This window comes from Mesorhizobium sp. M1A.F.Ca.IN.022.06.1.1, from assembly GCF_003952605.1.
Lineage (GTDB): Bacteria > Pseudomonadota > Alphaproteobacteria > Rhizobiales > Rhizobiaceae > Mesorhizobium.
Map to the genome: position 1 here is coordinate 2,167,901 of NZ_CP034455.1, position 22,898 is coordinate 2,190,798.

Below are 22,898 nucleotides of genomic sequence, written 5' to 3' on the forward strand. Positions count from 1 at the left end.
CGCTTTCCGGGCCACCTGCAAAGTCTTCACCCGGCCGTACAGCGCCCAAGACCACTGATGTGATCGACAAGAGCCTTTTTGATAAATCTGCGCTATTCTCCTGTCGCGCACGGACGACCGCGTGGCGAAGAGCAGGGTCCGAGATGAGAGCCCTGCCGCGCAGCTTCTATCGTCGCGCCTCGTTTGCGGCATCCGTGCCTACCCTCTTCGGACCTCGTGGGTTCCAACCGGCGGCGAGGCGTGCATAGGCGCCCTCGGCCTGCTCCACCCAGCGGCGCTCTTGTTCCCGGTGGCTCTTTATGTTGTAGGCGTGCGCGGCTCGCTTTTGGCCGCGCACAGCCTTGCTCCCGGCCTTGAGTTCCACATCGCGCAAGCTTCTTGGCATGCAGGGAGGGTCGAGCCCACGCGTAACTCTCGCCCTTCATCAACAGATGCCAGATCACGACAGAGAGTTTGCGTGCGGTTGCCACGGCCGCGACATGCTGTCCGCGCCGGGCTCGCACGCCGCAGGGAGAAGGCTCGCAACGGTCCGGGAGCACGAGCGGCCGCCCAGACCGCCTCGACGAGCATGCCGCGCGCATGACCACGGCCCTGCTTGGTGATCCGCCCATGGTAGGCCGGACCTGGCCGGACTGTCGGACGCTTGGGTTCAACCCGAGATAGGTCGAGCTTCTGCGGATCGTCGAAGCGCGACACGTCGCCGATCGCCGCCTTCATCGCCAGCGCGACGGTGATGTCGACGCCGGGAATGGTCATCAGCCGCTTCACGCCTTCATCCTCGAGAGCCGAGCGGGCAAGATCGCGTTCGATGACCTGGAGGTCTTCGCCCAATCGGTCGAACTCGCGCAGATGCCGATCGATCGCGAGGCGCTCGTCCTGCGGTACGACCTGCGCGATTAACCAGGTCCGACCCTTGGCGCCGCACAGGTCGGCATGCGGGCAGGACGGGATCAGGTGGCTATGAAGGATCGACTGGATGACGGTCTTCAATCGAGATCTCTGTCGGACAATCTGATTGCGCCGTGTCACCTGTCGACGCAGAGCCTGCGTCGGCTCGTCCGCAATCCAGACTTCTGGCCGCTGGCATAGAGCTGCGCAAGAACGTCGGCGTCGATCGTCGTTTTGATCTTGGCATAGGCAATGACACGCACCTGTTTCGGGTTGCCGATCCCCACCTTCTTCACATGCGGCGCAACCACAGCTGTAGCGGACGTCGCGTTGCCGGTGGCCTCGATCACCCCGACATCGTTCGGCGACAGCTTCGCGGCGAACGCCGCCAGCAGATCGCGCCGCATGTCGACGCGGCCGAGTCGCCTGAGCCTGCCATCCTCCCATGCCACTGCTTCGGCGAAGGCGCGGTGAATATCCAGTCCGATGATGCGCATGCCCGTTCCTCCTTCTTGGCTCGGTCAAAGACGGGAGCTGGCGGGTAACACGACATCTACTGATCCGCGCTCGCAGCGCCTCCGGGAAAGTCGCGAGGGGCGGCCATGTAACGAGCTCGGGCTCTCAGCCCACGGTCTATTGACGGCCTGCCTGCACCTTCGTGCTCCCGGTGCCCCACGTCCCGGATGGGCTCACCATAAGGGCGTTCCAAAACAAGAACGGCAGGACGAAAAGGCACTACAGATCACCACCGGATAACAGCAAGGCCAAGCGCTTCGTTCAGACAGGCTTGCGCCAATGGGCTTAGGCCGAGCCTACAACAGCTCTCAAAAACGCTGCCGAACTGCTGCATTGGCTTCGCCGATACAACACAGGCCTCACGGCAGCTTAGGATCAAACCGCCCATCAGTCGCCTCGGACTGGAAGGGTGCACCCTATTGTTCCACGCCTAGCTAGGTCGGGGCCGCCGAAGACGCTGGTTGATAGCCCGGCGCCATCGGCCCGGCATTTCAAACCGCCAATCTCTGACCTGCACAGTACGTACGATTGCTCGCTTCGGCAGATCACGCGGCTCATATGTCGGACCTTAACGTCATCCATCGTAAACTTTTTGCGACAAAAGATTGCAAGAATGCTAAATTGTTAAAGTCGTTTGTTTCGGTTAAAGGCATCCATCCCATGGATGGCTGATGACATGCGTTTCAAAGGACTTGATCTAAATCTCCTCGTTGTGCTCGACGCACTCCTGACGGAGCGTAATCTCTCGGCGGCGGCACGCAGGATCAACCTGAGTCAGCCCGCCATGAGTGCGGCCGTCGCCCGACTGCGCGATTATTTCCGCGATGAACTGTTTACGATAAGAGGTCGCGAACGATTTCTAACCCCGCGTGCGGCAGCATTTGCCCCCGCAGTTCGCGACGCTCTCCAGCACATCCAGTGCTCGATTATTTCTTCGGATCCGTTTGACCCAGCTCGAGCCGATCGCCTCTTCAGGATCATTCTTTCCGATTTCGTCACGCTCGTGTTTTTCGAAAAGCTTGTGGAGCGTATTGCACGGGAAGCCCCCGCCGTCAGCTTCGAACTGCTGCCTGTCGACGATAGCCCCGATGAGCTTCTCCGGCGCGGTGACGTCGATTTTCTAATTCTACCGGATATGTTCACGTCGAGTGTGCATTCAAGCGTTCCGCTGTTTGACGAGAAGCTCGTGTGCGTAGGCTGTCCCACAAACAAGCAGCTGCCACAGCAGCTTACATTCGAGAGATACATGTCGATGAGGCACGTCGCGGTCAGGTTCGGGCGTACGATGAAGCCGTCTATCGAGGAATGGTTTTTGCTTGAGCATGGCCTTAAGAGACGTGTCGAGGTCGCGGTGCAGGGCTTCAGCATGATTCCACCTATGGTGTCCGGCACAGCTCGTATAGCGACCATGCCCTTGCGGCTGGTCAGGCATTTCGAAAACACGTTCCCCCTGCGGGTTATCGAACTTCCGCTGCCATTTCCCACATTCACCGAGACCCTCCAATGGCCGGCCCTCCACAATAGCGATCCGGCAAGCATCTGGATGCGGGAGATAATGATGCAAGAGGCATCTCGGATGGCTGTCCCGCTGTGAACCCACGGAAAATTCAGGCGCACCTATAGTCACTACTCCTGTCACCATCTACTCTGACGACAATAGCCCTCGCCGGATAAAGTCGATGCTGGCGGCAAGTGCGCCTGCGAGATCGTCCAGAGAATGGACTTCCTCGACCAGCTCGAACGAGAAAGGTCCCGCGTAGCCGCCATCCAGCAGCGCCTGAATCTGGCTGCCATTGTCGGAACCTGCAAGAAAGCGATCGGGGTAAATCCAGAAGGTCGGGTCGTTTACGCTTGAAATGTGCACCAGGCCGGTAAGCTCGCAGAACAGGCATGTCTCCCCGGCCAGGGTGTGGTGGAACGTGTCGTGCACGAGGCGAAAGACGGACTGGCCATCAACCGCGGCAACGGCCTCGGCCGCTTCCTTCTTTGATCGAAGCGAGCAGGTTCGGAAACCCAGCGGCTCGATAAGACCGATCAGACCCCGCGACTGGAGGATTGGCTTGATCTCGTTTAGAGCGAAACGAAGATTGTCCTGGCGCTCGCTATTGGTGGGCCACGAGCTGCGGTTGGCCGGCACCAACACGAGCGTCTCCGCCCCGCACGCCGTCGCATAATCGGCGAGGTTGCTTGCCTCGGCCTGACGCGTTGGAGTCCAGTCGTTGAACCGCTGCAAGGCGTTGACAGAGATGATCGTGACGCCCGCTTCGGTAGCGGCAAACCGGACGTCCGCAGCCGGAATGCCGCGTGCGACAGGATTGCTGAAATGAGGGTAACGGATTTGGACGTCGGTCAGGCCTTGGTCACGGGCAAGCGCGAAAAGCGCACTGACGTCAAGGCGGGGCGCCGCCATGTGATCGAGTGCAAAGCGGGGCGATACCTGGCGCATTGCTTGACTTTCCTTCCATGAAGCGCGGCTGCCATTTCGGCATCCGGCTTCTTTCAAGACGGAACCACGCCGGTTCACAGATCGGACAGAGACGGCCGAGTCAATCGAGCTTTCCTTTCATTGGTGAAAGGAAAATGGGCGCTCATGATAGAAATCCATCAGCTCAAATATTTTCCGGAAGATAAATGTCGAACGGCAGAAATGTCTGCCCCGGGCTCTCCGCGACGCCGGCTTTGATGGCCCGCTCCATTGCCATTATCAGCTCCTGGCAAAGTCGGCGCATTGGCGTGCCGACCGCCATCGTCAAGATGTCATCCGCAAGCGCCCCACGTGACTGCGGCGTCATTTCACTCACGATCGCGACGAGATCCTGACCGCTCCCCTCTTCTCGGAGCGCGGAAATTGCCCCCTCTATCCCCCCGCCGGCCATATAGAAGCCGACGAGCTCTGGTTCCCGCTGCATAAGATCCAGCAATTTTTCGTAAGTGAGCTGCCGTTCATCAAGGTTCACGAGCGCATCAAGCACCTCGAATTTTGGCGCGTTCTCACGAAAATACGCACGAAAGGCCGTTTCCCGCGTCGCATGCGCCTGGAAGCGATGGCTTCCGACAAACACCGCCACCTTGCCGGGCCGTTTTGCGGTCTTGGAAAACACCCAAGCGGCAGTCCGTCCGACCTTGCTGTTGTTGAGGCCGATGTAGCCCTCGCGCACGCCATCGGCGAAGTCGGATAGCAGCGAAAATACCGGGATACCTTTCGCCTTGAGCTCCTCGACTGATGCTGTGATTTTCGGGTGATCGGCCGCCACCATGGCGATCGCCTGGCAGCGGCTCCCAAGGTCCTTAAGAAGCGGGAGCAGGTCACGCGGCAAATGTGACTGCGCGAACTCGATGATCGGAAGGCCGTGGAAGGATTTAGCCATACTGACCGACTCTTCGATCTTGCGAGCGAAATCTTGGTAGAAATCGTGGGTAGGTTTTCTCAAGATGAAGCCCAGCTTGTAGTGCGGCAGGTGCTGCTGCAAGCGCTGTTTGATGAGACCGGCAGCATGATAGCCGATCGCGTGCGCGGCCGCATGGACCCGCTGGGCGGTCTCCTCTCGCACCGGAAGGCGGACGTTCAGAACCCGATCGACTGTTGCTACGCTGACTCCGGCTTCGCGGGCGAGATCGGCAATTGTGACGCGCTTTCCCCTAGCGATTCTGATCGGCCGGTCCTCCATCATCCGGTGCGCTCCCGCGACGGCTTGGGGCGGCAAGCTGAAATAGTTCCCACACCCGGCGGTTGATAGCGCATTCGACGAACAGCGCTCCATGCGCACCCAGATGAGTTTCCGTGAACCGTTCGTTTGCTTAGGGGCTTCATGGTGTTGTATTACTCACTGCGTTAGTACTCTATTTCCAGCGCTCTTTGGAGGCTGGCAATTCGACTGTTGTGGCAAGGCCGCGACTTACACGTCGCGCTGTTGCGATTTTGCTTGCGGGGAGCCAGTTTGATGTAACCCTAACCGCGGAAAGCGGCTTCCATCCGTGACTGGTCCAATTCGCCTTCCCAGCGAGCGACAACGAGCGATGCCACCGCATTACCGACTAAATTCGTCAGCGCGCGGCATTCCGACATGAAGCGGTCCACGCCAAGAATTAGAGCCATTCCGGCAACGGGAACACTCGGCACGACAGAGAGAGTAGCGGCCAATGTGATGAAGCCGGCGCCGGTGACGCCTGCCGCACCCTTCGAGGAAAGCATCGCAATTAGCAGCAGGAGGATCTGATCGGCAATTGACAAATCTGTGTTCGTCGCCTGCGCGATGAAGAGGGCGGCGATCGTCATGTAGATATTGGTACCGTCCAGATTGAATGAGTATCCAGTAGGGATGACGAGACTTACGACCGAACGCGCGGCGCCGGCCTTCTCCATCTTCTCCATGAGCGAGGGCAGCGCGGCCTCCGAGGAGGACGTTGCCAGGACAAGCAGCAGTTCGTCCTTGATGTAGCGGACAAGAGAAAAGATCGAGAAGCCGTTGTAGCGGCAGACCGCGCCGAGAACCCCGAACACGAAGAGGAAGGCGGTAAGATAGAACGTCGCGACCAGTATCGCGAGGTTGGCCACCGAACCGATTCCGTATTTGCCGATCGTAAAGGCCATTGCGCCGAAGGCGCCGATGGGTGCAGCCTTCATCAGAATGCCGACGAGCTTAAAAATGGGGGCGGTAAGCGCCTGGAGAAAGGTAACGACCGGCCTGCTCGTCTCTCCGGTCATCGCCAAAGCAATGCCGAACAGGACCGAGAAGAACAAAACTTGCAGGATGTCGCCTTCCGCGAAGGCACTGGCAATCGTTGACGGGATGATGTTCATCAGGAAGCTGGTCACGGACTGCTCGTGAGCCGTGGCCACATAGCCCTTAACGGCTTGGACATCGAGCGAGGCCGGATCGATGTTGAGGCCGGCGCCAGGCTGAACGATATTCGCGACAATCAGTCCGACAACGAGTGCAAGCGTCGAGAAGGTGAGGAAATAAACCATCGCCTTGGCGGCAACTCGGCCGACCTTCTGCAGATCGCTCATGCCGGCAATGCCGGTCGCAATTGTCAGGAAGATGACAGGTGCGATAATCATCTTGACGACTTTGATGAAGGCATCGCCGAGCGGCTTCAGGCTCTGGCCGGTTTCCGGATAGAGATAGCCAATTGCGGCACCCAGGACTATGGCGGCAAGCACCTGCACGTAGGTCCGGGCAAAATGGCGCTTGCGGGGCGCTGCGATCGCGCGGGGGACTTTTGGAACCAACACCGTTTCTCTCTCCCTGACCGGATCGGGGTGGGGGCTCCTCTTTCTCCCATGCTGCGCTCCGGTCGAGCGCTGCTGTCATCTTGGAGCAAGCGCCGTGCCAACTGGAGGCCTGTCCCGTCCAGCGAGATTGGTGCGGGTTGCGCACTGGAACCCTCCACCTTTGCCGGAATTTGCACTCAAGGCTCGCCAAAGATCGCGTGAAGAAGTGCTTCGCCAGAGAGGGAATTGACCAGGTCGCCTTGCGGCCGTGCCTTTGATGTTCGCCGCAGATCGAATGCCGGCCGATATCTGTCGTCTTGGTGACTTTGGTTGGTCAGTTTTGCGACGGAATGCGCGCAAACTGTGGATATCCTACACGCCCATCAGAGCACGCGGGACAAGCGATTAAGCGTAGGAGCGCATCGAATCTCCGAGGTCAAAAAATCTTGAATAAGGTCCGCGTGCGAAGTGAATCCGCAACTCGTCAAAGTTCTCCACCGTTTGATCCAGCGGTCGCGTTTCCTGGCGCTGCAGGAGGGCGTTATCTGATGGCTCAAGCGCTGGAACGCCCAGGAAATCCCAAACCGCTCCCAAGCATTGGGCAGGTTCATGAAGAAGGCTCTCGTATTCCATTACAAGCAGGTTGGTCGACGTGAAGGAGTCCATAACGCGAGCGTGAAAATCGTCGGCGGCTTTGAAATAAGCCTCACAGTCAGCGATTGACAACCTGACGCTCGGTGGCCGAGCGGTATCGTTGTCCGAGCTGAACTTCAGCCACTGACCGCTTTCCCTGGCCTGCACAAAGGAACGGAGCGATTCCAATACGTTTCGGCGAACAACGAGGATGACCTTGAGTGCTGGCCAACGAGCTAATTCCGCAAAGAATGCTGGACGCTCGCGAAACTGAGGTTCATTGATCTTGCAGCCAAGATGCGTCACATTCTTGTAGTCGCGCATAGGGCAGCGCACATAGGCAAGCTCAAGAAGCTCGCGATCCGTGCCTAGCAGGCGATCCGTGCTGGGCCAATTGGGATCATATTCGTTTAGCAACTCACCGTTACTCAAAACGGTCGGATGCTCGTTTAGCAATTCTTCTAAATAGTGTGTTCCGGTCCTTGGCATAGCAAGGATCACAAAAGGCTCAGGAGTTGGTTCGTTGTGGGTCATTGCATGTGTATCCAACTAAATAATGGCCGCGACGGTCTGGGGACGCGCACAAGAAGCTTGGCTGCTATCGCTTGAACGCTCCGGGTGGGTCCGCGCCTCACCACCCAGCCTGTACTCCGAGGTGTGGTCGCGAAGATGGGCGCGTGCCTGCAGCGGCTGGGTGGCGCCCGGCTTCGGCGTTGTTGTACCACTCGCGATTCCTGGCACACGCATGCCTCCGGGCCGCTGTGGGCAGTTTGCAATCCGGCATTGCGGACCTCCTTCTCGTTGATGGGCGTAGGTAAGCGTCAACGCATTAGTCGTCGATGAAACAGTCCAGCCGACACAAAAAAAGGCAATACAGCGAACATGCAAAGTGCGCCTATATGCAGCCCTACATTGTCGCCCAGGCGGCCGAGCATCACCGGACGGATTAGATCGATAGAATTCGCCAGCGGCGAGAAGGCCGCAATCTGCTGAAACACTCCTGGCAATTGGCCGACTGGAAAAACCGCGCCCGAAAGGAACAGCATAGGTGTGATGACAAGCGTCTGATAGAAAATAAAATAGTGATAACTGGGCGCGAGCGCGATGACGAGCATGGCCAGGCTCGCAAAGGCGAACCCGGTGAGAGCGATGACCGGCAGCACGTAGAGAACCGACGTCCACGCGGCATAACCTAGCGCGGCGGCAACAATCGCAATTGTCGTACCGGCCAGAAAGGCCTTTGTGGCTGCCCAGGTCAATTCACCGAGAACGATGTCGCCGAGGGTAAGTTGTGTGTGCAAGATTGCTTCCCAAGTGCCCTGATCGCGCATTCGACCGAAAACCGCGTAAATTGTTTCGAAGGTCGATGCTGTCATCGCGCTTGTCGCAACCATGCCGGCTGCGAGAAAAGCGATGTAGGATGCACCTTCGATGCGGCCTACCAACAGTCCAAGGCCAGTGCCGAGCCCGAAAAGGTAAATCATCGGATCAGCAAGGGTGCCGAGCATTGAAGCAAATGCCACCTTCTTCCATGCCAAATGATTGCGGCGCCACACCGCGATCCAGTTCCAGGCGTTGGCGGGTAGAGCGGCCGCAAGACGTTCACCCATTGCTCACTTCTCCATCTCACGTCCGGTTAGCCGCAAGAAAACGTCCTCCAGACTGGGTGGACGCTCCAGAATACGCAGACCCGCTCGACCGCGAAGCTGGATGCGCACATCCTCCGGATCAGGCGCATAGCAAAAGAGCGTCTCGCCGCTTACCTCGATACGCTGAACGTACGGCCTGATCAGCGAAATCAGCTCCTGTGGATTGCCGCCGAAGATCTCGATCACGTTGCACCCAATGTACTCGTCGATCAGCGCATGAGGACTGCCCTCGGCGATCTTGCGTCCCCGCTCGAGAACACACAGCCGATCACAAAGCCGCTCAGCCTCTTCCATGAAATGGGTGGTCAAAATGATCGTTTTTCCGCTCGCCAGCAGGAAACGAAGTCGCTCCCAGATCAGATGGCGGGCATGCGGGTCGAGGCCGGTCGTGGGCTCATCCATCACAAGCAACTGGGGGTCGTTGATCAGAGCACGTGCCAGCGTCAGGCGCCGCTTCATCCCGCCGGATAGCAGGCCGACACGTGAATCCGCCTTGCTCTCAAGGCGAGCGAACTCGAGGAGCCGTGGGATGACGGCGTTGATCTCACTTGTTCTCATGCCGAAGTAGCGCCCGAACACCAACAGGTTCTCACGTACCGTAAATTCCAGGTCGAGATTGTCGAACTGCGGGACCACGCCTATGCCCTTGCGGGCCAAGCGGCTGCGTGCCGGCACTGGTAGACCGAGGACTGTTATATCACCCGCGTCAGGCCGGGTCATACCGAGGAGCATACGCGCAATCGTGCTCTTGCCTGCGCCGTTCGGCCCCAGCAGACCGAAGCACTCTCCCGATGCAACGGTGAAGGACAGCCCGTCCACAACGAGCTTGTTTCCGAATAATTTGGTTACGCCGGTAAGGTCGATTGCTACATTGGACATGCGTCTATCTCAAGCGGAATGAGTCCGATTGGCCACCGGCAGCTTACTTACGAATCTGGTTCAGAGCAGGCCACCGCCTTGAGATGGCACCTTTGGAAAGTCGCGGCCGGAGCGACGCGTGTATCGCTTCCGCCAAAGAATTAACGTCAAGATGCCACGTGTCGCTTCCAGATAGTTCCCGTTCTGACCATAGGTAACTCGACAAGCTTCACCACGTGTCGACTGACACAACTTACTCGGTCACCCGGCGCTGCAAGGCCGTCAGACTTCACCAGCTGTGAGCGAAAGATCTGCAGTATGAAGTGACTCCGCAATTCCAGAATTGCCCGCAGCATTTGCTCCGGCAAGCGGCGTCGCGCTTGTGATTTCCTTTGTGCTTCTGTTGGGCAGGGGAACACTTTTACGCGACAGCCAATCGCTATTGCTCAATGTACACAGGGCGTAAGCCTTCAAGGGGATCAACAGGAATATCCTGATTAACGCGTGCATTGAATAGCCGATGAATCGAAGCTGCCGAGTGCGGAAAGATAACACCGTAGATCTGATTATGGTCATGGTGACAATAGCCAGCACCGTCCACCAATTTACTGTATGTGAAAATAGTAGCTCACCGAGCGCCGTTACTACCGCGATGCCGAGCAACAATGGGCCGAGATTCTCTCCCATCACATCCAAAGTTAGATAGCGATCCAGGCCACGCAGTAGACCTCGCGCAAGCATCGTGTCCCGGAAAGTGCTCCGTGCCCAGCGGAGTTGTTGGCGCAAATAAGGTCCCATCTTGTCCGGAACGACTGTCGCCGCGACGGCACCTGGAACGTACTCGGTTCGAAAGCCTGCTTTCAGCATGAGGATCGTAAGATGACGGTCTTCACCGAAGTCGCTTGGTTTCCCCCTGAACAGCTGCGTCTCGTATTGATCCAGCAGAGAAAGGAGACAAGACCGGCGGTACATTGCACATGGGCCGCAGCAGCACATGACCGCACCAAAGCGACCTTGCGCCGCGCGCTCCTCATTGCAAGCCAGCCAGTATTCCATATCGATCAATCGGGTCAACCAAGTGTCGCTGCGGTTGTATGCCGTCAGCTGGCCCATGGCCGCTCCGACCATGGGATCCCGCATTTTTACTGCAAGCTTCGTGATCACGTCGGACGCAAGTGTCGTGTCAGAGTCGACGCTGAGCACGAAATCTCCAGATGAGCGGCGGATGGCGGCGATCTGCGCCTTGCGTTTGCCAACATTCTCGCGGAGCAGAATGAAATTGAATCTCGGGTCGCCCTCGTAGGCGTGATGTACCGGGATGACGGCATTACGATTTCCAGAACCGTCGTCAACCAGATAGACCTGAAATGTTCCGGCGTAATCTTGAATTGCGATGGAAGCTAAACACGCCGCGAGTGTGCGCGGGTCCTCATTGTAGCAGGGGATGATGACATCCACGCTCGGCCAACGGTCGGACCCGAACAAGCTTTCCGACGGCGGCGTAACATTTTCCGGTTGGGAGTAGACCGCTTGCATGCCTCTGTAAACAGTCGAGAGCACCGCATAAGACGAAACGGCAACAGTACTGGCTGTGGTGAGAAGGTCCATAGGATCTCTGTTTGTTCAGGGATGTTGAGGAAGTGATCGGATTACAAATCCGCGGCCGTGCAATTCTGGAATTAGGCGTGACAACGCTGTCACCGTCTGGTCGCGCAGACTGGCTTGATTGCCTGGTTGCAATTCGTCGGGAGCGCACCCGTCGTGCAACAGCACGATTGCGCCCGGCCGGATATCGGCGAGCACTCTGTCGACGATGGCGTCAACGCCGGGGCGAGACCAGTCGCGTGGATCAATGGACCAATGGACGGGCGCCAATGCCGCACCCGCTGATGCAGCGATTACTTCTTCGGTCCAGATGCCATACGGTGCACGAAAGTACCGAACCATGGCCTGCGGGCAAGCCATCCCTATGACTCTGTTTGCCTCAACTATCTGGCGGTCGACTTCGACGGGCCCGCATTTAGCCAGGTCCGGATGAGTCATCGTGTGGTTGGCTATACCGTGCCCGTCTGTAATAATTCGGCGAACGAGTTCCGGCTCGTCGGCCGCGTAGGCCCCAACAACGAAGAAGGTCGCCGGCACCTGATGTTGCGCCAGCACATTGAGTATCTGCGGTGTGAAAAATGAATTGGGACCGTCGTCAAACGTCAGATAGACGCTGCGCTCTGCAATGCCATCGGCATTGTCACTCTGCCCTTCGCATATGTAGTCCAGAGGCTTCATAGTTCCGGACCGTTCCGGTCGATCAGGGTACCGGACGGCCACTCGTCCATCGAGCGTCCGATCGGCGAAACCAACACGAGTACGTCTTCCAGGCGCGTGGGCGGCAGGTCGGGATGCACGTCTGGACGGGTCGACCGTACGCGAACGCCCGACACAATGTTCGCGAGGCCGGCTCTGCAGAATCTTTCGACATGGTTTCGCAGCGCGTGCCGAACCGTGCCGAAAGCGAATGGAACACCCAACTGATGGAGCACTGGGTACGCCACGCGCATCGAAAAACCGATTCCGAGCCCTTCAAGATCCGGACGAACCGCGTACAGGCCCAATTCAGCGACGATCAAGTCGACCTCGCCAACTTTGATGAAGCGCCGCAGCATGCCGATGTGAGCCGCTACCCCATGCGCGTCGTAGCCGATTGCGCGGAATTCCGGCCTCGCGCCGGCCCAACTGCGGCCGCCTTCGAATGGCTCCGCGTTGAAGGCGCCAGTCCGTCCATAGGTCTTTCGAAAAAAGTCGGAGAGTTCGACATGGTCGGACAGTTGCAACTCATTTTCCCAGCACAACTTCCACTCGACATTCGGGCGCATGGAAGACCTCACCTTGTAGCTGTCTGATTGAGATAAATGTCCAAGCATTGGTTAAATAATTGGCGTCGCGCCAACGGGGCGTAACTTGTGGAGACCGCCGAAAGACCAAGCCGCAATGCAGATGCGACTGACTTTGTACGCCCCGCACACCAGATGATGCTCCTCGGATCCAACGCAACCATCGGAACTACCTATCTTTCCAACTTGAAGCGCTTCTATGGGACCTGCAGCAAAAACGGTAAAATCCTTTGTTTAGATGAAAGGTATCCACGCTTTGGATAACTGGGCGAATGCGTTCCATATGGCTGGTCAATTATCGTCGTCACGCTCGAGGCACTTCTGACGAAGCGCAAAGCTCACGCCCGCGGCACGCGCGGCCGTTGCCGGGCCGCGCGATTATCTCCGTAAGAGCCGAGCGGAGCTCAGACACGACGATTGATCAGAATCTGATTCGCGGGTTCAGTATCTTTTTCGTGTATCCAGCTCTGGGCTGTCCTTTGGCGGGAGTTAGGTTCGCCCAGGTTCTGAGCCTGGGGCGTCGGCCCGTTCGCCGCACAGGCTCCTTCGCACATCGTCGAGGCCGAGAAAGAGGTGGCCACACAGCTCCCCCTGTACTTTCCACCACCCGACACCAGAGCTTACCCAGGGCGCCGGCCTTGCTCACCTCAACGGATAGCGCACTCGCGCCGCTTCACGATTAAAAGAATTCTACAAGCAGATGCCTGTTTGATCGTGAGACGTCCGCTGCCAATTCCCGCATCGCAGAGGCAGCCAATAGCGCTCGCTTCACATAGTGGTCCGGCAAGCAGCTAGATACGACAGGTGACCTCAAATGAGGCGTCTTGCATGGCTTCTACACCTGCCTGAATGCCAGAACTGCGTTCGTGCCGCCCATGGCGAAGGCGTTGCTCATGGCGACGCGCACCTTGCGCTCGCGCGGCACATTGGGCGTGATGTCGAGGTCGCAAGCGGGATCTGGCTCGCGATAGTTGGCGGTCGGCGGCACGACGTCCTCTTGGATTGCCATCACGCAGGCGATCATTTCAAGCGCGCTCGCTGCGCCGAGGCAATGCGCGTGCGTGGACTTGGTGGAAGAGATGGACATCGAATAAGCGTGGTTTCCAAACACACGCTTGATCGCCGCCGTTTCAGTCTGATCATTGCTCTTGGTACCGGTGCCGTGCGCGTTGAGGTAGTCGACGTCCTCGGCATTCAGCCCGGCATCGGCAAGGCAGGCGCGCATCGCCGACGCTGGCCCCTCGACAGATGGCGCGGCGATGTGGAAGGCATCGGCGGAAAGGCCGACGCCGGCGATCTCGGCAAGAATTGTGGCACCACGCCTCGTGGCATGCTCGTAGCTTTCCAGCACGGCCATGCCCGCACCCTCGCCCAGCACCAGGCCCTTCCTATCGGCGGAGAAGGGCCGGCAGGTATCGGGTGAAAGCACGCGCATTGCTTCCCATGCTTTCAGCACGCCCCATGCGAAGGGTGCGTCGCTGCCCCCGGAAACCATTACGTCGGCCCGGCCCAGCTTGATCTGATCCACCGCCGAGGCGATCGCATGGTTGGCCGAGGCACATGCGGAGGTCACCCCGAACACCGGCCCGCGCAAGCCGAGGCTCAAGCTAAGATGGACGGAAGCGGCGCTGGGCATCACCTTTACTCCAGTGAAGAGTTCAGCACGGATTGCGCTACCCAAAAGCAGTGAGCGGTAAGTTTGTTCTGTTGCGTATGAACCGGTAAATCCGACGCCCACTGTCGCGCCGAAGCGATGGGCATTCCCTTCGTCGCAGGAAAGTCCGGCCTGCCGCATGGCTTCGCGCGCTGCAAGCACGGCGAGCAAGCTGAAGCGGTCCATGGAGATGAGATGCCCCCGGTTGATGTCGTGCTCGGGCAGCGCCTTGATCTCAGCGCCCGTCATGCCCTCCAGGTCATGAAGCTCGGAATTGGCGAGCGGGCCGATGGCGGAGCGGCCTTCGCGCATCTCTTTCCACATAGAGGCGGCGTCGGTGCCCAGTCCGCACAGGCCGCCCACTCCGGTGATGACGACGCGCCTGTCCATTCAAGCCTCCTTCGCAAGCAAGCCGCGGACGGCTTCCACGACGTCGCCGACATTCTTGAGATTGGACCAGGCATCGGCCGTGTTCATATCGATCTTGATGCCGTAGGCCTGTTCCACATCCCAGAGGACGTCCGCCAAACCCAGCGAATCGAACCCGAGCGCGTCCAGTTCCGTGGCGATTGTTATCTCGCCGACGAATGACGCAGGCATTCCCTCACCGCTCTCCGACTCGGCGCGTTTCTTGATCAGGGCAATGACGTCCGTTGCGAATTGATCGGCCATTCTGTTTCCTGTCTTTCTTTCCCGCGTTTCGACCCGGACCCGCGACTCAGTTCCTGAGGCGCGCCGCGTCGCGAAAGCCATCACGCTTGGGCAACTGACAAAGCCCAATGCTCATAAAGCCGGATCAGGTCCGGCCGGTGTGTGGCGTAGGTGCAGTATGACGATGTGAGCCGCTACACCGTGCGCGTCTCCCAGTCTGTCCATAGGCTCGGAAGAAGTCGGACAGTTGACATGGCCGGTCAGTTGCAACTCCCTTTCCCAGCACTCCACTGCCCGGTAGAGCGCATGAAAGTTCTCCTTTCGGGCAGTTCTTAAGACGCTCGCCACGCCATGAGGCAGTGGGGCATCGGTGTGCGTCAGGTGCTTCTGCCCATGCAGGATTCCACAACATTGATGAAATCGTTTGTTTCGATGAAAGGCATCCACACTTTGGATAGTTGACCACGCGTTTCAAAGATCGTGAACTACATCTCGTCGTTGTGCTCGACGCACTTCCGACAAGTAACCTCACGGGCGCGGCATGCAGGATCCGAGCCCAGCCGGTCATGAGTGCGGCCTTGCCGGGTCGGGCGATAGGCAGTCATGCCCTTCCTGCGGGTGAAGCACTCCGAAAAAACATTTCCCCCATAAATGCTAGATCTTCCGCTGCCTTTTCGCGTCACAGGCCGTCAAACGTCCGGCCGTTCACAACAGTGATCCGGCAAGTGTTTGGCTGCGCGAGACGATGCTGCAGGGAGTCGTCCTGCATGGCACTTCGCTATGATGCTGCGGTGCCGTCTAACGGCGCCTCGTGTTTGAACACACTGAACGGCCACCGCGATCAAAATCGATGGTTCGAGGACCGTTGATCATCACCCCGCCAGCCTCGATCTTGTTTGCCGCCACGAGAGCGACACAGAGACTGCTGGTGAAGATGCCCGCCTGCCCGCTATGTTCCGGATGGTTGACCATCCCGGATGGACCCATCGAGGGTGTCAAGGCGAGCATGAGCACAGGCGCGAACAGTTCACGGGCAGGCGCGACGGTGGCCGCAAAGCAACGTCGCGCCAGCATGCGATCTCAGCAGGATCGGCACCATCCTGTCAGGGAGCAATGCGAGTGGCTGGCTTAGCCGCTGCGACGCTGCCCGGCATCGATGACGAGGACCTGGCGCCGTGCGAGGAGCAAGAGTAGACGGATAGTATGCGCGGGAGTGGCGACCGACCACCTTGTTTCTAAGGCAGACTGAAAGCGGCTCTTACCGGGCGGCTACGCTGTTTCAGAGACTGGGGCGTCGTGCACATCCAGCCGATACTCTTTGTTGCGGATTGCGAACCGATTGCATTGCCGCAGTTACTGGCATCATGTTAACGCGTCGGACGGCGACATTGGCGAGCACGGTTTTGTGGCCGCAGTTGACAAAGCCCATAAGTTCTAGATGCTGCGTGCTAGAATAGATGTTTGAAATCGCAGGGAGTTTCTGATGTCCAACCTTAAGGAAACTGAGGCAACCCAGGCAGCAGGCGAGGTGCCCGTGAAGGAACAGACACCCGATACAAAGGCGCCGAAGACGCGGAAGCGGACCGCGCAGCGCGCAGGTGCTATACGAACCAGAGCCGCCAGCTCGGCTCTTCAGGCGTCTTCATCTAAAGCGATCGCTTCGCCTACAGTCCGGGCAGCGCGGAGAAATTACTCTGAGAACGAGCGTGCCCAGAAGCTCGGCGAGATCGAGAAGCAGATCGGACGGGGAGAGAGTATCAAGGCAGCCGTTCAGAACGCTGGAATATCGGAACAGACGTACTATCACTGGAAAAGGGCTGCTGGGCAGACAACACAGAGCGATGAGCTCAAGGATCTTGTGAAGCTTGAAGAAGAGAACGCCCGTCTGAAGAAGCTCCTCGCTGACCGGCTCCGGAAAGAAAACGCCGAGCTCAGGAAAAAGCTCGGGCTTGCTTGAGCCCTTTGCCGCCATAGGCAAAAAGCCCGAGGGGCGGCTGACCTGAGCTCCAAGGTGACCTTCCTTTCTTCCTGTGACACAGCGAACAGCGTCGCGCCCAGCAGCCGATACTGGCGCAACGAGCTGTTTCGACCTGAGACCGGGCAGCCGGCAACTGAAGACGTTCTTGACGAACGCGCCCAGCCGCTCCCGCCGCCAGTGGTGATCGAGCTGGACGTCGCCGGCAAGGTGCGGCTGCGGATTCCACTGACCACGCCGCCAACACTGGCAGCGGCGATGGTGAAGGCGCGGGGCGTTTCATGATCCCGGTCCCGAGCCAGGTGCGGATCTGGTTGGCGGTGGGCCGGACCGATATGCGTCGCGGAATGCAGCGTCTCGCTCTGCAGGTTCAGGAGACATTGGGCCGGGATCCGCATTTATGCGTCGGGCGAGATTATGTGGCGGAGCCGCCCTGACCCCTTCGGACCGGCCAAACCCAGCTTGCCTCCGCCACATAAACATTCAGATGGAGTTCAGCAGTTGCAGAACGGAGTCATTTGGTCGGAAACGCACGCCGTGATCGCCGGTGACGCCCGCCTTCTCGAGTCCATTGCGCATCATCTCTACATCCGCTGTGGCATAGCGGTGGGTCGTGGCGACCCGTGCATGCCCGAGCCAGGCTTGGATCGTCAAAAGGTCCACGCCGGACTGGAGAAGCTTCATGGCGAGGGAGTGCCGGAAGATGTGCGGCGATATGGGCTTGTCGGCCAAAGCCGGTCTGGTAGGCCCGGCGCTCGTTGCGGGCGCCGAGGAATATCGGTCGCGGCTCGTGATGGGCGATCCCGCGCTCGCTCAACAAGGATGTCAGCGCCCGCAGCCGGGTCCTTAGCAATGGGGACGACGCGGTCTCTACGCCCTTTGCCGCGCAGCAGCACTTGTGGGTGCGGCCGCTCCAACTGAAGGTCGTTTGCGTTGACGCCGGTGGCTTCGGAGGCCCGGGCGCCGGTTCGTGCCAAGAAAGAGCAGAAAGGCTCGGTCGCGCCGACCACGGGGCGTCTTTGGATCTGGCGCCGCGATGAGGGTGTCCACTTCGGCCGTGGTGAGGTGGTACGTCACGTCAATGTGCGTCCGTTTAATGGGAATCGTCAGCACGCGTTGGGCGACGCCGAAGGATGCCGGGTCGGCGGCAGCGACGTGGCGGAAGAAAGATCGGATCGCGGCCAAGCGGGCGTTGCGCGTGGTGACGGAATTGTTCCGCTTCTCCTCGAGTTCGTCGAGAAAAGCGAGAACGAGATCTCGATCAGCTCTTCGAGCGCCAACGCCCCCGGCTTCTTCCGCAATCGGGCGGCGGCAAAGAGGATCAGCATGCGCAAGGCATCGCGATAGCTGGCCACGGTCGCGGGAGTCGCATTGCGCTGCTTCGTCAGGCGCCGGCGGAAATAGGACTCCAGGAGCGGCGCTAGGAGTAGGTGTTAACTCATGCTGCTCCTTGAGCGCGCCGCCATCGAGTGCCACCTCGGCTTGATCAATCAGATCAACGAGGCGTTGACGGTGGTCGAGGCGGATATCGCGGTGGTGCCCACTAGGATCCGACAATCCGTCGCCTGATGACGTTGCCTCCGACGTCACCGTGGGTGCGAACGTTGCCGCGGCAATCGGCAACATTCGGCGCTTCAGCGATCCACAGAGGCTTGTCGCCTACCTTGGCTTCTTCCGAGCGTGCGGCAGTCGGTGAGGGACCGGCCTATCATGGCCGCATCACGAAGCACGTCTCCTGAATCGAAACCTCTATCCGATCGACGAACGCCTCAAGTCTCGCAGGCGAGCAAGGCCGGGCGGGTCCGGGCGGGTCCAGATGTAGTAGGTATCCTAATCATCGCCGAGCGTGTTTAGCTTGGGTCGCGCAGAAAGGTGGATGGCGTGAGCGCGCTGAGATGGATCGCCATTTGGACTAAACGACGGGACGGCTGACTGGTATGCGCGTTCAATTGATCTGGCGCCTTAAATGCAGGAAGGCTTCGCGGCCGGTACGAGGCGCATCCCTCCTCCGAAGCAGCACGCCCAAGTATCATCACAAGCCCCGAGCGCTCGCGTTCGGCGATGTCCAATTTCCGACAATGTCGGAATACAGTCAGATCTGCTGGATTGACTTTAAATGGTTTTCTCATTTGGCACAGCGCATGCTGGTTATCCGCAAACACGTGACCGACCAACAAGAAGTCGCATGATCACCTCACCAAAACATACAGCCGCGGAACAATCACTTGGCCCGAACTTGCTTATCGCCCTCCCCGTCACCACAACCGGAGCCATCCATGTCTGACGGGCTGCCCAGGATACCTACTGCGACCGCGCTTGCCCGGTGACGACCGCTCCGGCTCCGCCCGTTACCGACGAGGCAAAGTGACGGATTTCCTGCTTTTCAACGACATGGAGGTGGTTGTCATTCCCGCTGGGGGACAGACTCGGCCTGTTCAAGGCATTGCGCGAAGGCGGCAAGATGACGGCCACCCGTGCGCGAACTCAAGGAGCGCAGCCTGTATCGTGTATCAGGCAAATAGGCCGTCGGTCAGTGACCTTGACACAGGGGACATGCGCAAGGTCCTGAAGTTTGATGTAGCGATAGAAGGGTGCCAATGACAACAATAGCTTACAGGAACGGAACCATGGCTGGCGACGGCCGAGCCTTGGGTTTTGACTCAGTATCCGTCGGTGAGAAAACGAAGGTGTTTCGCTTATGCGACGGCACACTCATCGGCGTTTCCTCTTCGTCCTTGGGTATTCCAAAGGCCGTTCGAGACTGGGTTGAGAAGGGCATGGATGTTTCTGATATTCCTGTGCCGCGCAACGACGACAATTTTGAATTTGAGGCGCTGATAGTGCGCAAAAATGGGGAAGCCGTATTGTTGGACGGCAATTGGCTGCCAAGTGATCCCGTGAAAGGTGAATATTATGCCATCGGGAGCGGCAAGCAGTATGCTTTGGCCGCGCTGGTTTTGGGCAAGTCAGCTAAGGAAAGCGTCGAAGTTGCCGCGAAACTCGACGTTTGGACTGGTGGCACAGTCACTGCCATAACTCACTAAACCCGCCTTTCGGCGGGAGTGTGACAGTGCGAGCGTGGAAGTAGGGCGCCACCCCGGGGCACGTCGAGCCCTGTCATCTGCTTGCGTTGTTGGACATGTGAGCTGGTCCATAAGCGCGCGAAAGCGTCCAGTTGTGGCCAAAAGCACGATTTGCGACAGAACCGGCCCGCTTCTATGAGTATGGGCCGCTTTTTGCGGCCAGCGTGCTTGCCATCCTGCCGCCAGTGGCCGTCGCCTTCTTCTTCCAAGGTTACCTCGTCATGAAGTAGAGCACCACGATCTTGTCGGAGAAATCGGAAAGGCGGACGGCCCTTCCGTCCGCGTCGGCCAGTTCGAAAGGCGGCGCGGCCTGCTCGTCGATCGCCTGGAAGAACCTCTCCGCGCTGTCCCTCATCTTGTCGAGATCGGCGCCCGGATGGTGGGCCAGCGCGGAGGTCGCGAGGATCAGCGCCAGAAATTGAATCGCAAGCGACGGTTTCGCTTTCATGGACAATGCATTCCGGTTGGGGGCGTTCGAGGGCTCCGCGGCTAGGATTGGTCTCACTGTGTCTGCTCCCGCTCCCGGCGGCTCATCTGCCTGATAGGCGCGTTCCCGCTCGGGCCATGTGCTTTTGATGAAGGCCAGAACGGCCCGGATCTCCTCGTCGGTGAGGACATTCCCGAAGCCCGGCATGTCGCTCTGGTAGCCGCCGCCGACGACCGCGGCCGGTCCCGGCGCCGGCATGCGTCCCGAAGGCAGCGGGCTTTCCAATCGCGCTGACCTTCGCCTGGCTAAAACCGTCTTGCCTAGCGCTATCGCCGCGGCCGGGGCGCCGCCACCGGCCATCCGGTTGGCGAGCCAAGGCAATGTCCAGACCAATCCGAGGCCTGCCGCGGCCACGCATCGATAAGAGGACCGACGCCCTTCTCCTTTGCCGCCGCTGGAGAACAGGTACTTGATCAGCGCGGCCGTCCCGAGGACGAGCACGACGACGACAAGCAGCCACACCAGGCCCATGCCGAACATCATCATGCCGCTCATGCATTCCATCATCGAAGCCTCCTATTCCGTGGCGTAGACGCCGCCGGTCCCGTCAGACTTCCGGATTTCGAGAATCTCGAAGGGCGCTTCCTTCGTGCCACTCATGCCGGGGGAGCCCATCGGCATGCCGGGCAGCGTCATGCCCTTTGATGTCGGGCCGCTCGGTCAAGAGCTTGTTGACCGTGCCGACCGGCACATGGCCGCTCACCACATAGCCGTCGATGAACGAGAGAAGGCAGCCATCGGCTTCCGGCGGAATGCCCTCTTCGCGGCTCATGGCGAAAAGGTCGTGCGTCGGCCTTGACGGTGACAGCGAAGCCGTTTCCTGCAAATAGCCGGCATAACCTTCGCAGCAGCCGCATTGCGGGTTCTTGTAGAGCGTGACGTCCTTTCGCCGGCGAACGCCGGAGCGGCGCCTGACAGGATCGAGGCGAGGACAAGAGCTATCAGGGTATTGGACATTTTTGCTTCTCCTTCGGCTTGTGGACTGGTCAGGCGACCGGCCGCCTGGTGTTCGAGAACGTGGCAGTGGAACATCCAATTGCCGGGATTGTCGGCGACGAAGGCGATCTCGACCTTCTCGCGCGGCGAAACCAGCGCCGTGTCCTGCCATTCGCGACGTGGGGTGGGCTGGCCGTTGCGGGAAATCACCCGGAAGGAATGGCCGTGCAGATGGATCGGATCATGCCACGCGGTTGCGTTGGTCGTGGCGATGACGTGGCTGTTATTCCGCAAGAGCGTCAGCCCCGGCTTCATGTCGTGATTGGCCTCGTCGGCGGCGACGCCGTTGATGAACCAGGCGGTGCCGGAATTCATCGTCCTGCATCATGCGCCCGGACCCATGCTTTCACCCATGTCCTGCGCCACCATCTCGCCCATCATGCCGCCGGTGAAGACGACTTCGTTGCGGGACGCTGTATCGAGGTCCGGCTCCGGCAGCGGAATGGTCGGCAGGGTCAGCGGCCAATCAGGCACACGTGCCCTAAGCGGAGTGTCGGAATAAACAAGATCGACGAGCTCATATTCCAGCCCCTCGTAGAACTGGTCGAAGATCGAAAGCCGGCTGCCCGGCTTGCCCGTCATGTCGAGGATCAGATCGGTGCGCATTGCGGGACCCAGCACCACCCGCCTCCGGCGCGTGTGGCGTCACCGGCTGGCCGTCGAGCGCGATGACGGCCGGCCTGAAAACCCGTGAAGTCGGGACTGAAGATGCGTGCATTGGCGGCGTTGATCAGCCGCAGCCGGATGCGCTCGCCCTTTCTGACCGCAAAGGTATCCGGCACGCGGCCATTGATGGTAACCGTGTTGCCGACGCGGCCATTGTGGTGAATGTCGTGCCGGTTGCCGAAATCCTCGCTGATTGCGCCAGATTTCGTCAGCCCTCAGTCACCGAGCATCCAGGTCACCTCGCGATCGGCCCGCACCGCCTTCGGTTCCTCGATGATCAGCGGACCATAAAGTCCGCGCCCGACCTGTTCGAAGCTCCGCTGGTGCGGGTGATACCAGCAGATGCCGACGTCGACGGCGTCGAACTCGTAGACGAAGCGCTCGCCCGCTCCAATCGGCTTCTGCGTGAGGTGAGGCACGCCATCCATGGCATGTGGCACACGCACGCGATGCCAGTGCACGGTCGTTTTCTCGGCAAGGCCGTTCTCTACCTCGACCCGCACGCGCTCGCCCTGACGGACCCGGATTTCCGGGCCTGGAACGGGCCTTCGGCGCGCAATCGAGCCCGGTTCACCCGGCCCAATGGCGTCCACTTTGGGGGCGCATGCACTGCAGACCCGCTGGACCTGATCCGGGAGAGAATGGGCGCGGCGATTGGAATAGCTATGAAAGCGCATCGGACCGTGGAAACTGCGCGCGCAGACTTTCGGAGGAAGGCTCGCTTTTAAGCGTTATCGTG

27 protein-coding genes are annotated in these 22,898 nt (G+C 59.4%); 7 read left to right on the forward strand and 20 right to left on the reverse strand.

Annotated features, from left to right (window positions below):
* Window positions 1–297: 297 nt before the first annotated feature.
* Entirely contained in the window at window positions 298–990 is a 693-nt protein-coding gene (locus EJ078_RS10290) for a transposase (RefSeq protein WP_164763875.1), read from the reverse strand.
* Window positions 991–1,025: 35 nt separating this feature from the next.
* Window positions 1,026–1,385: a hypothetical protein gene (locus tag EJ078_RS10295; RefSeq protein WP_164763876.1), complete on the reverse strand. Its 360-nt coding sequence runs from the start codon at window positions 1,383–1,385 to the stop codon at window positions 1,026–1,028.
* 695 nt (window positions 1,386–2,080) lie between these two features.
* Here EJ078_RS10295 and EJ078_RS10300 point away from each other — a divergent pair.
* Entirely contained in the window at window positions 2,081–2,998 is a 918-nt protein-coding gene (locus EJ078_RS10300) for a LysR family transcriptional regulator (protein WP_091600624.1), read from the forward strand.
* Window positions 2,999–3,046: 48 nt separating this feature from the next.
* Here EJ078_RS10300 and EJ078_RS10305 read toward each other — a convergent pair whose 3' ends face one another.
* From EJ078_RS10305 to EJ078_RS10360, 12 genes are all read right to left on the reverse strand, one after another.
* Window positions 3,047–3,850 carry a TIM barrel protein gene (locus EJ078_RS10305; protein ID WP_029356612.1) on the reverse strand — a complete coding sequence of 268 codons (804 nt, stop codon included), beginning with the start codon at window positions 3,848–3,850 and terminating at the stop codon, window positions 3,047–3,049.
* A gap of 163 nt (window positions 3,851–4,013) precedes the next feature.
* Window positions 4,014–5,075 (reverse strand): LacI family DNA-binding transcriptional regulator, encoded by a 1,062-nt coding sequence (locus tag EJ078_RS10310; protein ID WP_091600622.1) that lies wholly within the window; start codon window positions 5,073–5,075, stop codon window positions 4,014–4,016.
* Window positions 5,076–5,353: 278 nt separating this feature from the next.
* Entirely contained in the window at window positions 5,354–6,637 is a 1,284-nt protein-coding gene (locus tag EJ078_RS10315; RefSeq protein WP_268929390.1) for a dicarboxylate/amino acid:cation symporter, read from the reverse strand.
* Window positions 6,638–7,024: 387 nt separating this feature from the next.
* Complete coding sequence (locus EJ078_RS10320; protein WP_127248740.1) at window positions 7,025–7,786, reverse strand: sulfotransferase; 762 nt, start codon at window positions 7,784–7,786, stop codon at window positions 7,025–7,027.
* Window positions 7,787–8,073: 287 nt separating this feature from the next.
* Window positions 8,074–8,862 (reverse strand): ABC transporter permease, encoded by a 789-nt coding sequence (locus tag EJ078_RS10325; RefSeq protein ID WP_091600620.1) that lies wholly within the window; start codon window positions 8,860–8,862, stop codon window positions 8,074–8,076.
* A gap of 3 nt (window positions 8,863–8,865) precedes the next feature.
* Window positions 8,866–9,780 (reverse strand): nodulation factor ABC transporter ATP-binding protein NodI, encoded by a 915-nt coding sequence (gene nodI / locus EJ078_RS10330; RefSeq protein WP_128165791.1) that lies wholly within the window; start codon window positions 9,778–9,780, stop codon window positions 8,866–8,868.
* 261 nt (window positions 9,781–10,041) lie between these two features.
* Window positions 10,042–11,367 (reverse strand): chitooligosaccharide synthase NodC, encoded by a 1,326-nt coding sequence (gene nodC, locus EJ078_RS10335; RefSeq protein ID WP_091600618.1) that lies wholly within the window; start codon window positions 11,365–11,367, stop codon window positions 10,042–10,044.
* Between the two features lie 15 nt (window positions 11,368–11,382).
* Window positions 11,383–12,042: a chitooligosaccharide deacetylase NodB gene (gene nodB / locus EJ078_RS10340; protein ID WP_091600617.1), complete on the reverse strand. Its 660-nt coding sequence runs from the start codon at window positions 12,040–12,042 to the stop codon at window positions 11,383–11,385.
* Complete coding sequence (locus tag EJ078_RS10345) at window positions 12,039–12,629, reverse strand: NodA family N-acyltransferase (RefSeq protein WP_128165790.1); 591 nt, start codon at window positions 12,627–12,629, stop codon at window positions 12,039–12,041. The genes nodB and EJ078_RS10345 overlap by 4 nt, the downstream gene beginning before the upstream one ends.
* 853 nt (window positions 12,630–13,482) lie before the next feature.
* On the reverse strand, window positions 13,483–14,691 hold the full coding sequence (locus EJ078_RS10350) for a beta-ketoacyl-[acyl-carrier-protein] synthase family protein (protein ID WP_128234969.1): 1,209 nt from the start codon (window positions 14,689–14,691) through the stop codon (window positions 13,483–13,485).
* Entirely contained in the window at window positions 14,692–14,973 is a 282-nt protein-coding gene (locus EJ078_RS10355; RefSeq protein ID WP_029356603.1) for an acyl carrier protein, read from the reverse strand. It abuts the gene before it with no gap.
* A gap of 777 nt (window positions 14,974–15,750) precedes the next feature.
* Window positions 15,751–16,026, reverse strand: a complete 276-nt coding sequence (locus EJ078_RS10360) for a hypothetical protein (protein WP_091600633.1) — start codon at window positions 16,024–16,026, stop codon at window positions 15,751–15,753.
* 409 nt (window positions 16,027–16,435) lie between these two features.
* Here EJ078_RS10360 and EJ078_RS10365 point away from each other — a divergent pair, with 409 nt between their 5' ends.
* From EJ078_RS10365 to tnpB, 3 genes are read left to right on the forward strand one after another with little or no spacing between them, the layout of a single operon-like run.
* The gene (locus tag EJ078_RS10365; protein WP_091600632.1) at window positions 16,436–16,909 is read left to right on the forward strand and encodes a transposase; all 474 of its coding nucleotides are present in this window, start codon (window positions 16,436–16,438) and stop codon (window positions 16,907–16,909) included.
* A gap of 54 nt (window positions 16,910–16,963) precedes the next feature.
* The gene (locus EJ078_RS30340) at window positions 16,964–17,212 is read left to right on the forward strand and encodes a transposase (RefSeq protein ID WP_236473611.1); all 249 of its coding nucleotides are present in this window, start codon (window positions 16,964–16,966) and stop codon (window positions 17,210–17,212) included.
* Window positions 17,209–17,364, forward strand: coding sequence for an IS66 family insertion sequence element accessory protein TnpB (tnpB, locus tag EJ078_RS30695; RefSeq protein ID WP_084831567.1), 156 nt, complete (start codon window positions 17,209–17,211; stop codon window positions 17,362–17,364). The genes EJ078_RS30340 and tnpB overlap by 4 nt, the downstream gene beginning before the upstream one ends.
* Before the next feature lie 46 nt (window positions 17,365–17,410).
* Here tnpB and EJ078_RS30350 read toward each other — a convergent pair whose 3' ends face one another.
* Window positions 17,411–17,659 (reverse strand): tyrosine-type recombinase/integrase, encoded by a 249-nt coding sequence (locus EJ078_RS30350; protein WP_236372574.1) that lies wholly within the window; start codon window positions 17,657–17,659, stop codon window positions 17,411–17,413.
* A 201-nt stretch (window positions 17,660–17,860) separates the two neighbouring features.
* Between EJ078_RS30350 and EJ078_RS30355 the strand changes: the two genes are divergently transcribed.
* The 3 genes from EJ078_RS30355 (at window position 17,861) to EJ078_RS10385 (ending at window position 19,971) form a co-directional block, all read left to right on the forward strand.
* Window positions 17,861–18,274 (forward strand): hypothetical protein, encoded by a 414-nt coding sequence (locus EJ078_RS30355; protein WP_236372576.1) that lies wholly within the window; start codon window positions 17,861–17,863, stop codon window positions 18,272–18,274.
* 93 nt (window positions 18,275–18,367) lie between these two features.
* A complete protein-coding gene (locus EJ078_RS30700) occupies window positions 18,368–18,496 on the forward strand; it encodes a hypothetical protein (protein ID WP_259980032.1) in 129 nt (42 codons plus the stop codon).
* Window positions 18,497–19,554: 1,058 nt separating this feature from the next.
* Window positions 19,555–19,971, forward strand: a complete 417-nt coding sequence (locus EJ078_RS10385) for a hypothetical protein (RefSeq protein WP_063169404.1) — start codon at window positions 19,555–19,557, stop codon at window positions 19,969–19,971.
* 250 nt (window positions 19,972–20,221) lie between these two features.
* Here the strand turns inward: EJ078_RS10385 and EJ078_RS30845 are convergent, their stop codons facing one another.
* The 5 genes from EJ078_RS30845 to EJ078_RS30380 form a co-directional block, all read right to left on the reverse strand.
* Entirely contained in the window at window positions 20,222–21,004 is a 783-nt protein-coding gene (locus EJ078_RS30845; RefSeq protein WP_244529185.1) for a redoxin domain-containing protein, read from the reverse strand.
* A 40-nt stretch (window positions 21,005–21,044) separates the two neighbouring features.
* Entirely contained in the window at window positions 21,045–21,269 is a 225-nt protein-coding gene (locus EJ078_RS30365) for a DUF411 domain-containing protein (protein ID WP_236372580.1), read from the reverse strand.
* Window positions 21,266–21,748, reverse strand: a complete 483-nt coding sequence (locus EJ078_RS30370) for a multicopper oxidase domain-containing protein (protein ID WP_245459180.1) — start codon at window positions 21,746–21,748, stop codon at window positions 21,266–21,268. Before EJ078_RS30370 ends, EJ078_RS30365 begins: the two co-directional genes overlap by 4 nt.
* 69 nt (window positions 21,749–21,817) lie before the next feature.
* The gene (locus EJ078_RS30375) at window positions 21,818–22,114 is read right to left on the reverse strand and encodes a hypothetical protein (protein ID WP_236473614.1); all 297 of its coding nucleotides are present in this window, start codon (window positions 22,112–22,114) and stop codon (window positions 21,818–21,820) included.
* Window positions 22,115–22,374: 260 nt separating this feature from the next.
* The gene (locus EJ078_RS30380; protein ID WP_245459184.1) at window positions 22,375–22,836 is read right to left on the reverse strand and encodes a multicopper oxidase domain-containing protein; all 462 of its coding nucleotides are present in this window, start codon (window positions 22,834–22,836) and stop codon (window positions 22,375–22,377) included.
* Between the last annotated feature and the right edge of the window lie 62 nt (window positions 22,837–22,898).

Excerpts from the sequence above, each read along its gene's own strand:
- EJ078_RS10295 (WP_164763876.1), bottom strand. The coding sequence starts at position 1,385 with ATGCGCATCATCGGACTGGATATTCACCGCGCCTTCGCCGAAGCAGTG.
- EJ078_RS10300 (WP_091600624.1), top strand. The coding sequence starts at position 2,081 with ATGCGTTTCAAAGGACTTGATCTAAATCTCCTCGTTGTGCTCGACGCA.
- EJ078_RS10305 (WP_029356612.1), bottom strand. The coding sequence starts at position 3,850 with ATGCGCCAGGTATCGCCCCGCTTTGCACTCGATCACATGGCGGCGCCC.
- EJ078_RS10310 (WP_091600622.1), bottom strand. The coding sequence starts at position 5,075 with ATGATGGAGGACCGGCCGATCAGAATCGCTAGGGGAAAGCGCGTCACA.
- EJ078_RS10320 (WP_127248740.1), bottom strand. The coding sequence starts at position 7,786 with ATGACCCACAACGAACCAACTCCTGAGCCTTTTGTGATCCTTGCTATG.
- EJ078_RS10325 (WP_091600620.1), bottom strand. The coding sequence starts at position 8,862 with ATGGGTGAACGTCTTGCGGCCGCTCTACCCGCCAACGCCTGGAACTGG.
- nodI (WP_128165791.1), bottom strand. The coding sequence starts at position 9,780 with ATGTCCAATGTAGCAATCGACCTTACCGGCGTAACCAAATTATTCGGA.
- nodC (WP_091600618.1), bottom strand. The coding sequence starts at position 11,367 with ATGGACCTTCTCACCACAGCCAGTACTGTTGCCGTTTCGTCTTATGCG.
- nodB (WP_091600617.1), bottom strand. The coding sequence starts at position 12,042 with ATGAAGCCTCTGGACTACATATGCGAAGGGCAGAGTGACAATGCCGAT.
- EJ078_RS10345 (WP_128165790.1), bottom strand. The coding sequence starts at position 12,629 with ATGCGCCCGAATGTCGAGTGGAAGTTGTGCTGGGAAAATGAGTTGCAA.
- EJ078_RS10350 (WP_128234969.1), bottom strand. The coding sequence starts at position 14,691 with ATGGACAGGCGCGTCGTCATCACCGGAGTGGGCGGCCTGTGCGGACTG.
- EJ078_RS10355 (WP_029356603.1), bottom strand. The coding sequence starts at position 14,973 with ATGGCCGATCAATTCGCAACGGACGTCATTGCCCTGATCAAGAAACGC.
- EJ078_RS10360 (WP_091600633.1), bottom strand. The coding sequence starts at position 16,026 with ATGCTGGCGCGACGTTGCTTTGCGGCCACCGTCGCGCCTGCCCGTGAA.
- EJ078_RS10365 (WP_091600632.1), top strand. The coding sequence starts at position 16,436 with ATGTCCAACCTTAAGGAAACTGAGGCAACCCAGGCAGCAGGCGAGGTG.
- tnpB (WP_084831567.1), top strand. The coding sequence starts at position 17,209 with ATGATCCCGGTCCCGAGCCAGGTGCGGATCTGGTTGGCGGTGGGCCGG.
- EJ078_RS30700 (WP_259980032.1), top strand. The coding sequence starts at position 18,368 with ATGCTGCTCCTTGAGCGCGCCGCCATCGAGTGCCACCTCGGCTTGATC.
- EJ078_RS10385 (WP_063169404.1), top strand. The coding sequence starts at position 19,555 with ATGGCTGGCGACGGCCGAGCCTTGGGTTTTGACTCAGTATCCGTCGGT.
- EJ078_RS30845 (WP_244529185.1), bottom strand. The coding sequence starts at position 21,004 with ATGATGGAATGCATGAGCGGCATGATGATGTTCGGCATGGGCCTGGTG.
- EJ078_RS30365 (WP_236372580.1), bottom strand. The coding sequence starts at position 21,269 with ATGAGCCGCGAAGAGGGCATTCCGCCGGAAGCCGATGGCTGCCTTCTC.
- EJ078_RS30370 (WP_245459180.1), bottom strand. The coding sequence starts at position 21,748 with ATGAAGCCGGGGCTGACGCTCTTGCGGAATAACAGCCACGTCATCGCC.
- EJ078_RS30380 (WP_245459184.1), bottom strand. The coding sequence starts at position 22,836 with ATGCGCTTTCATAGCTATTCCAATCGCCGCGCCCATTCTCTCCCGGAT.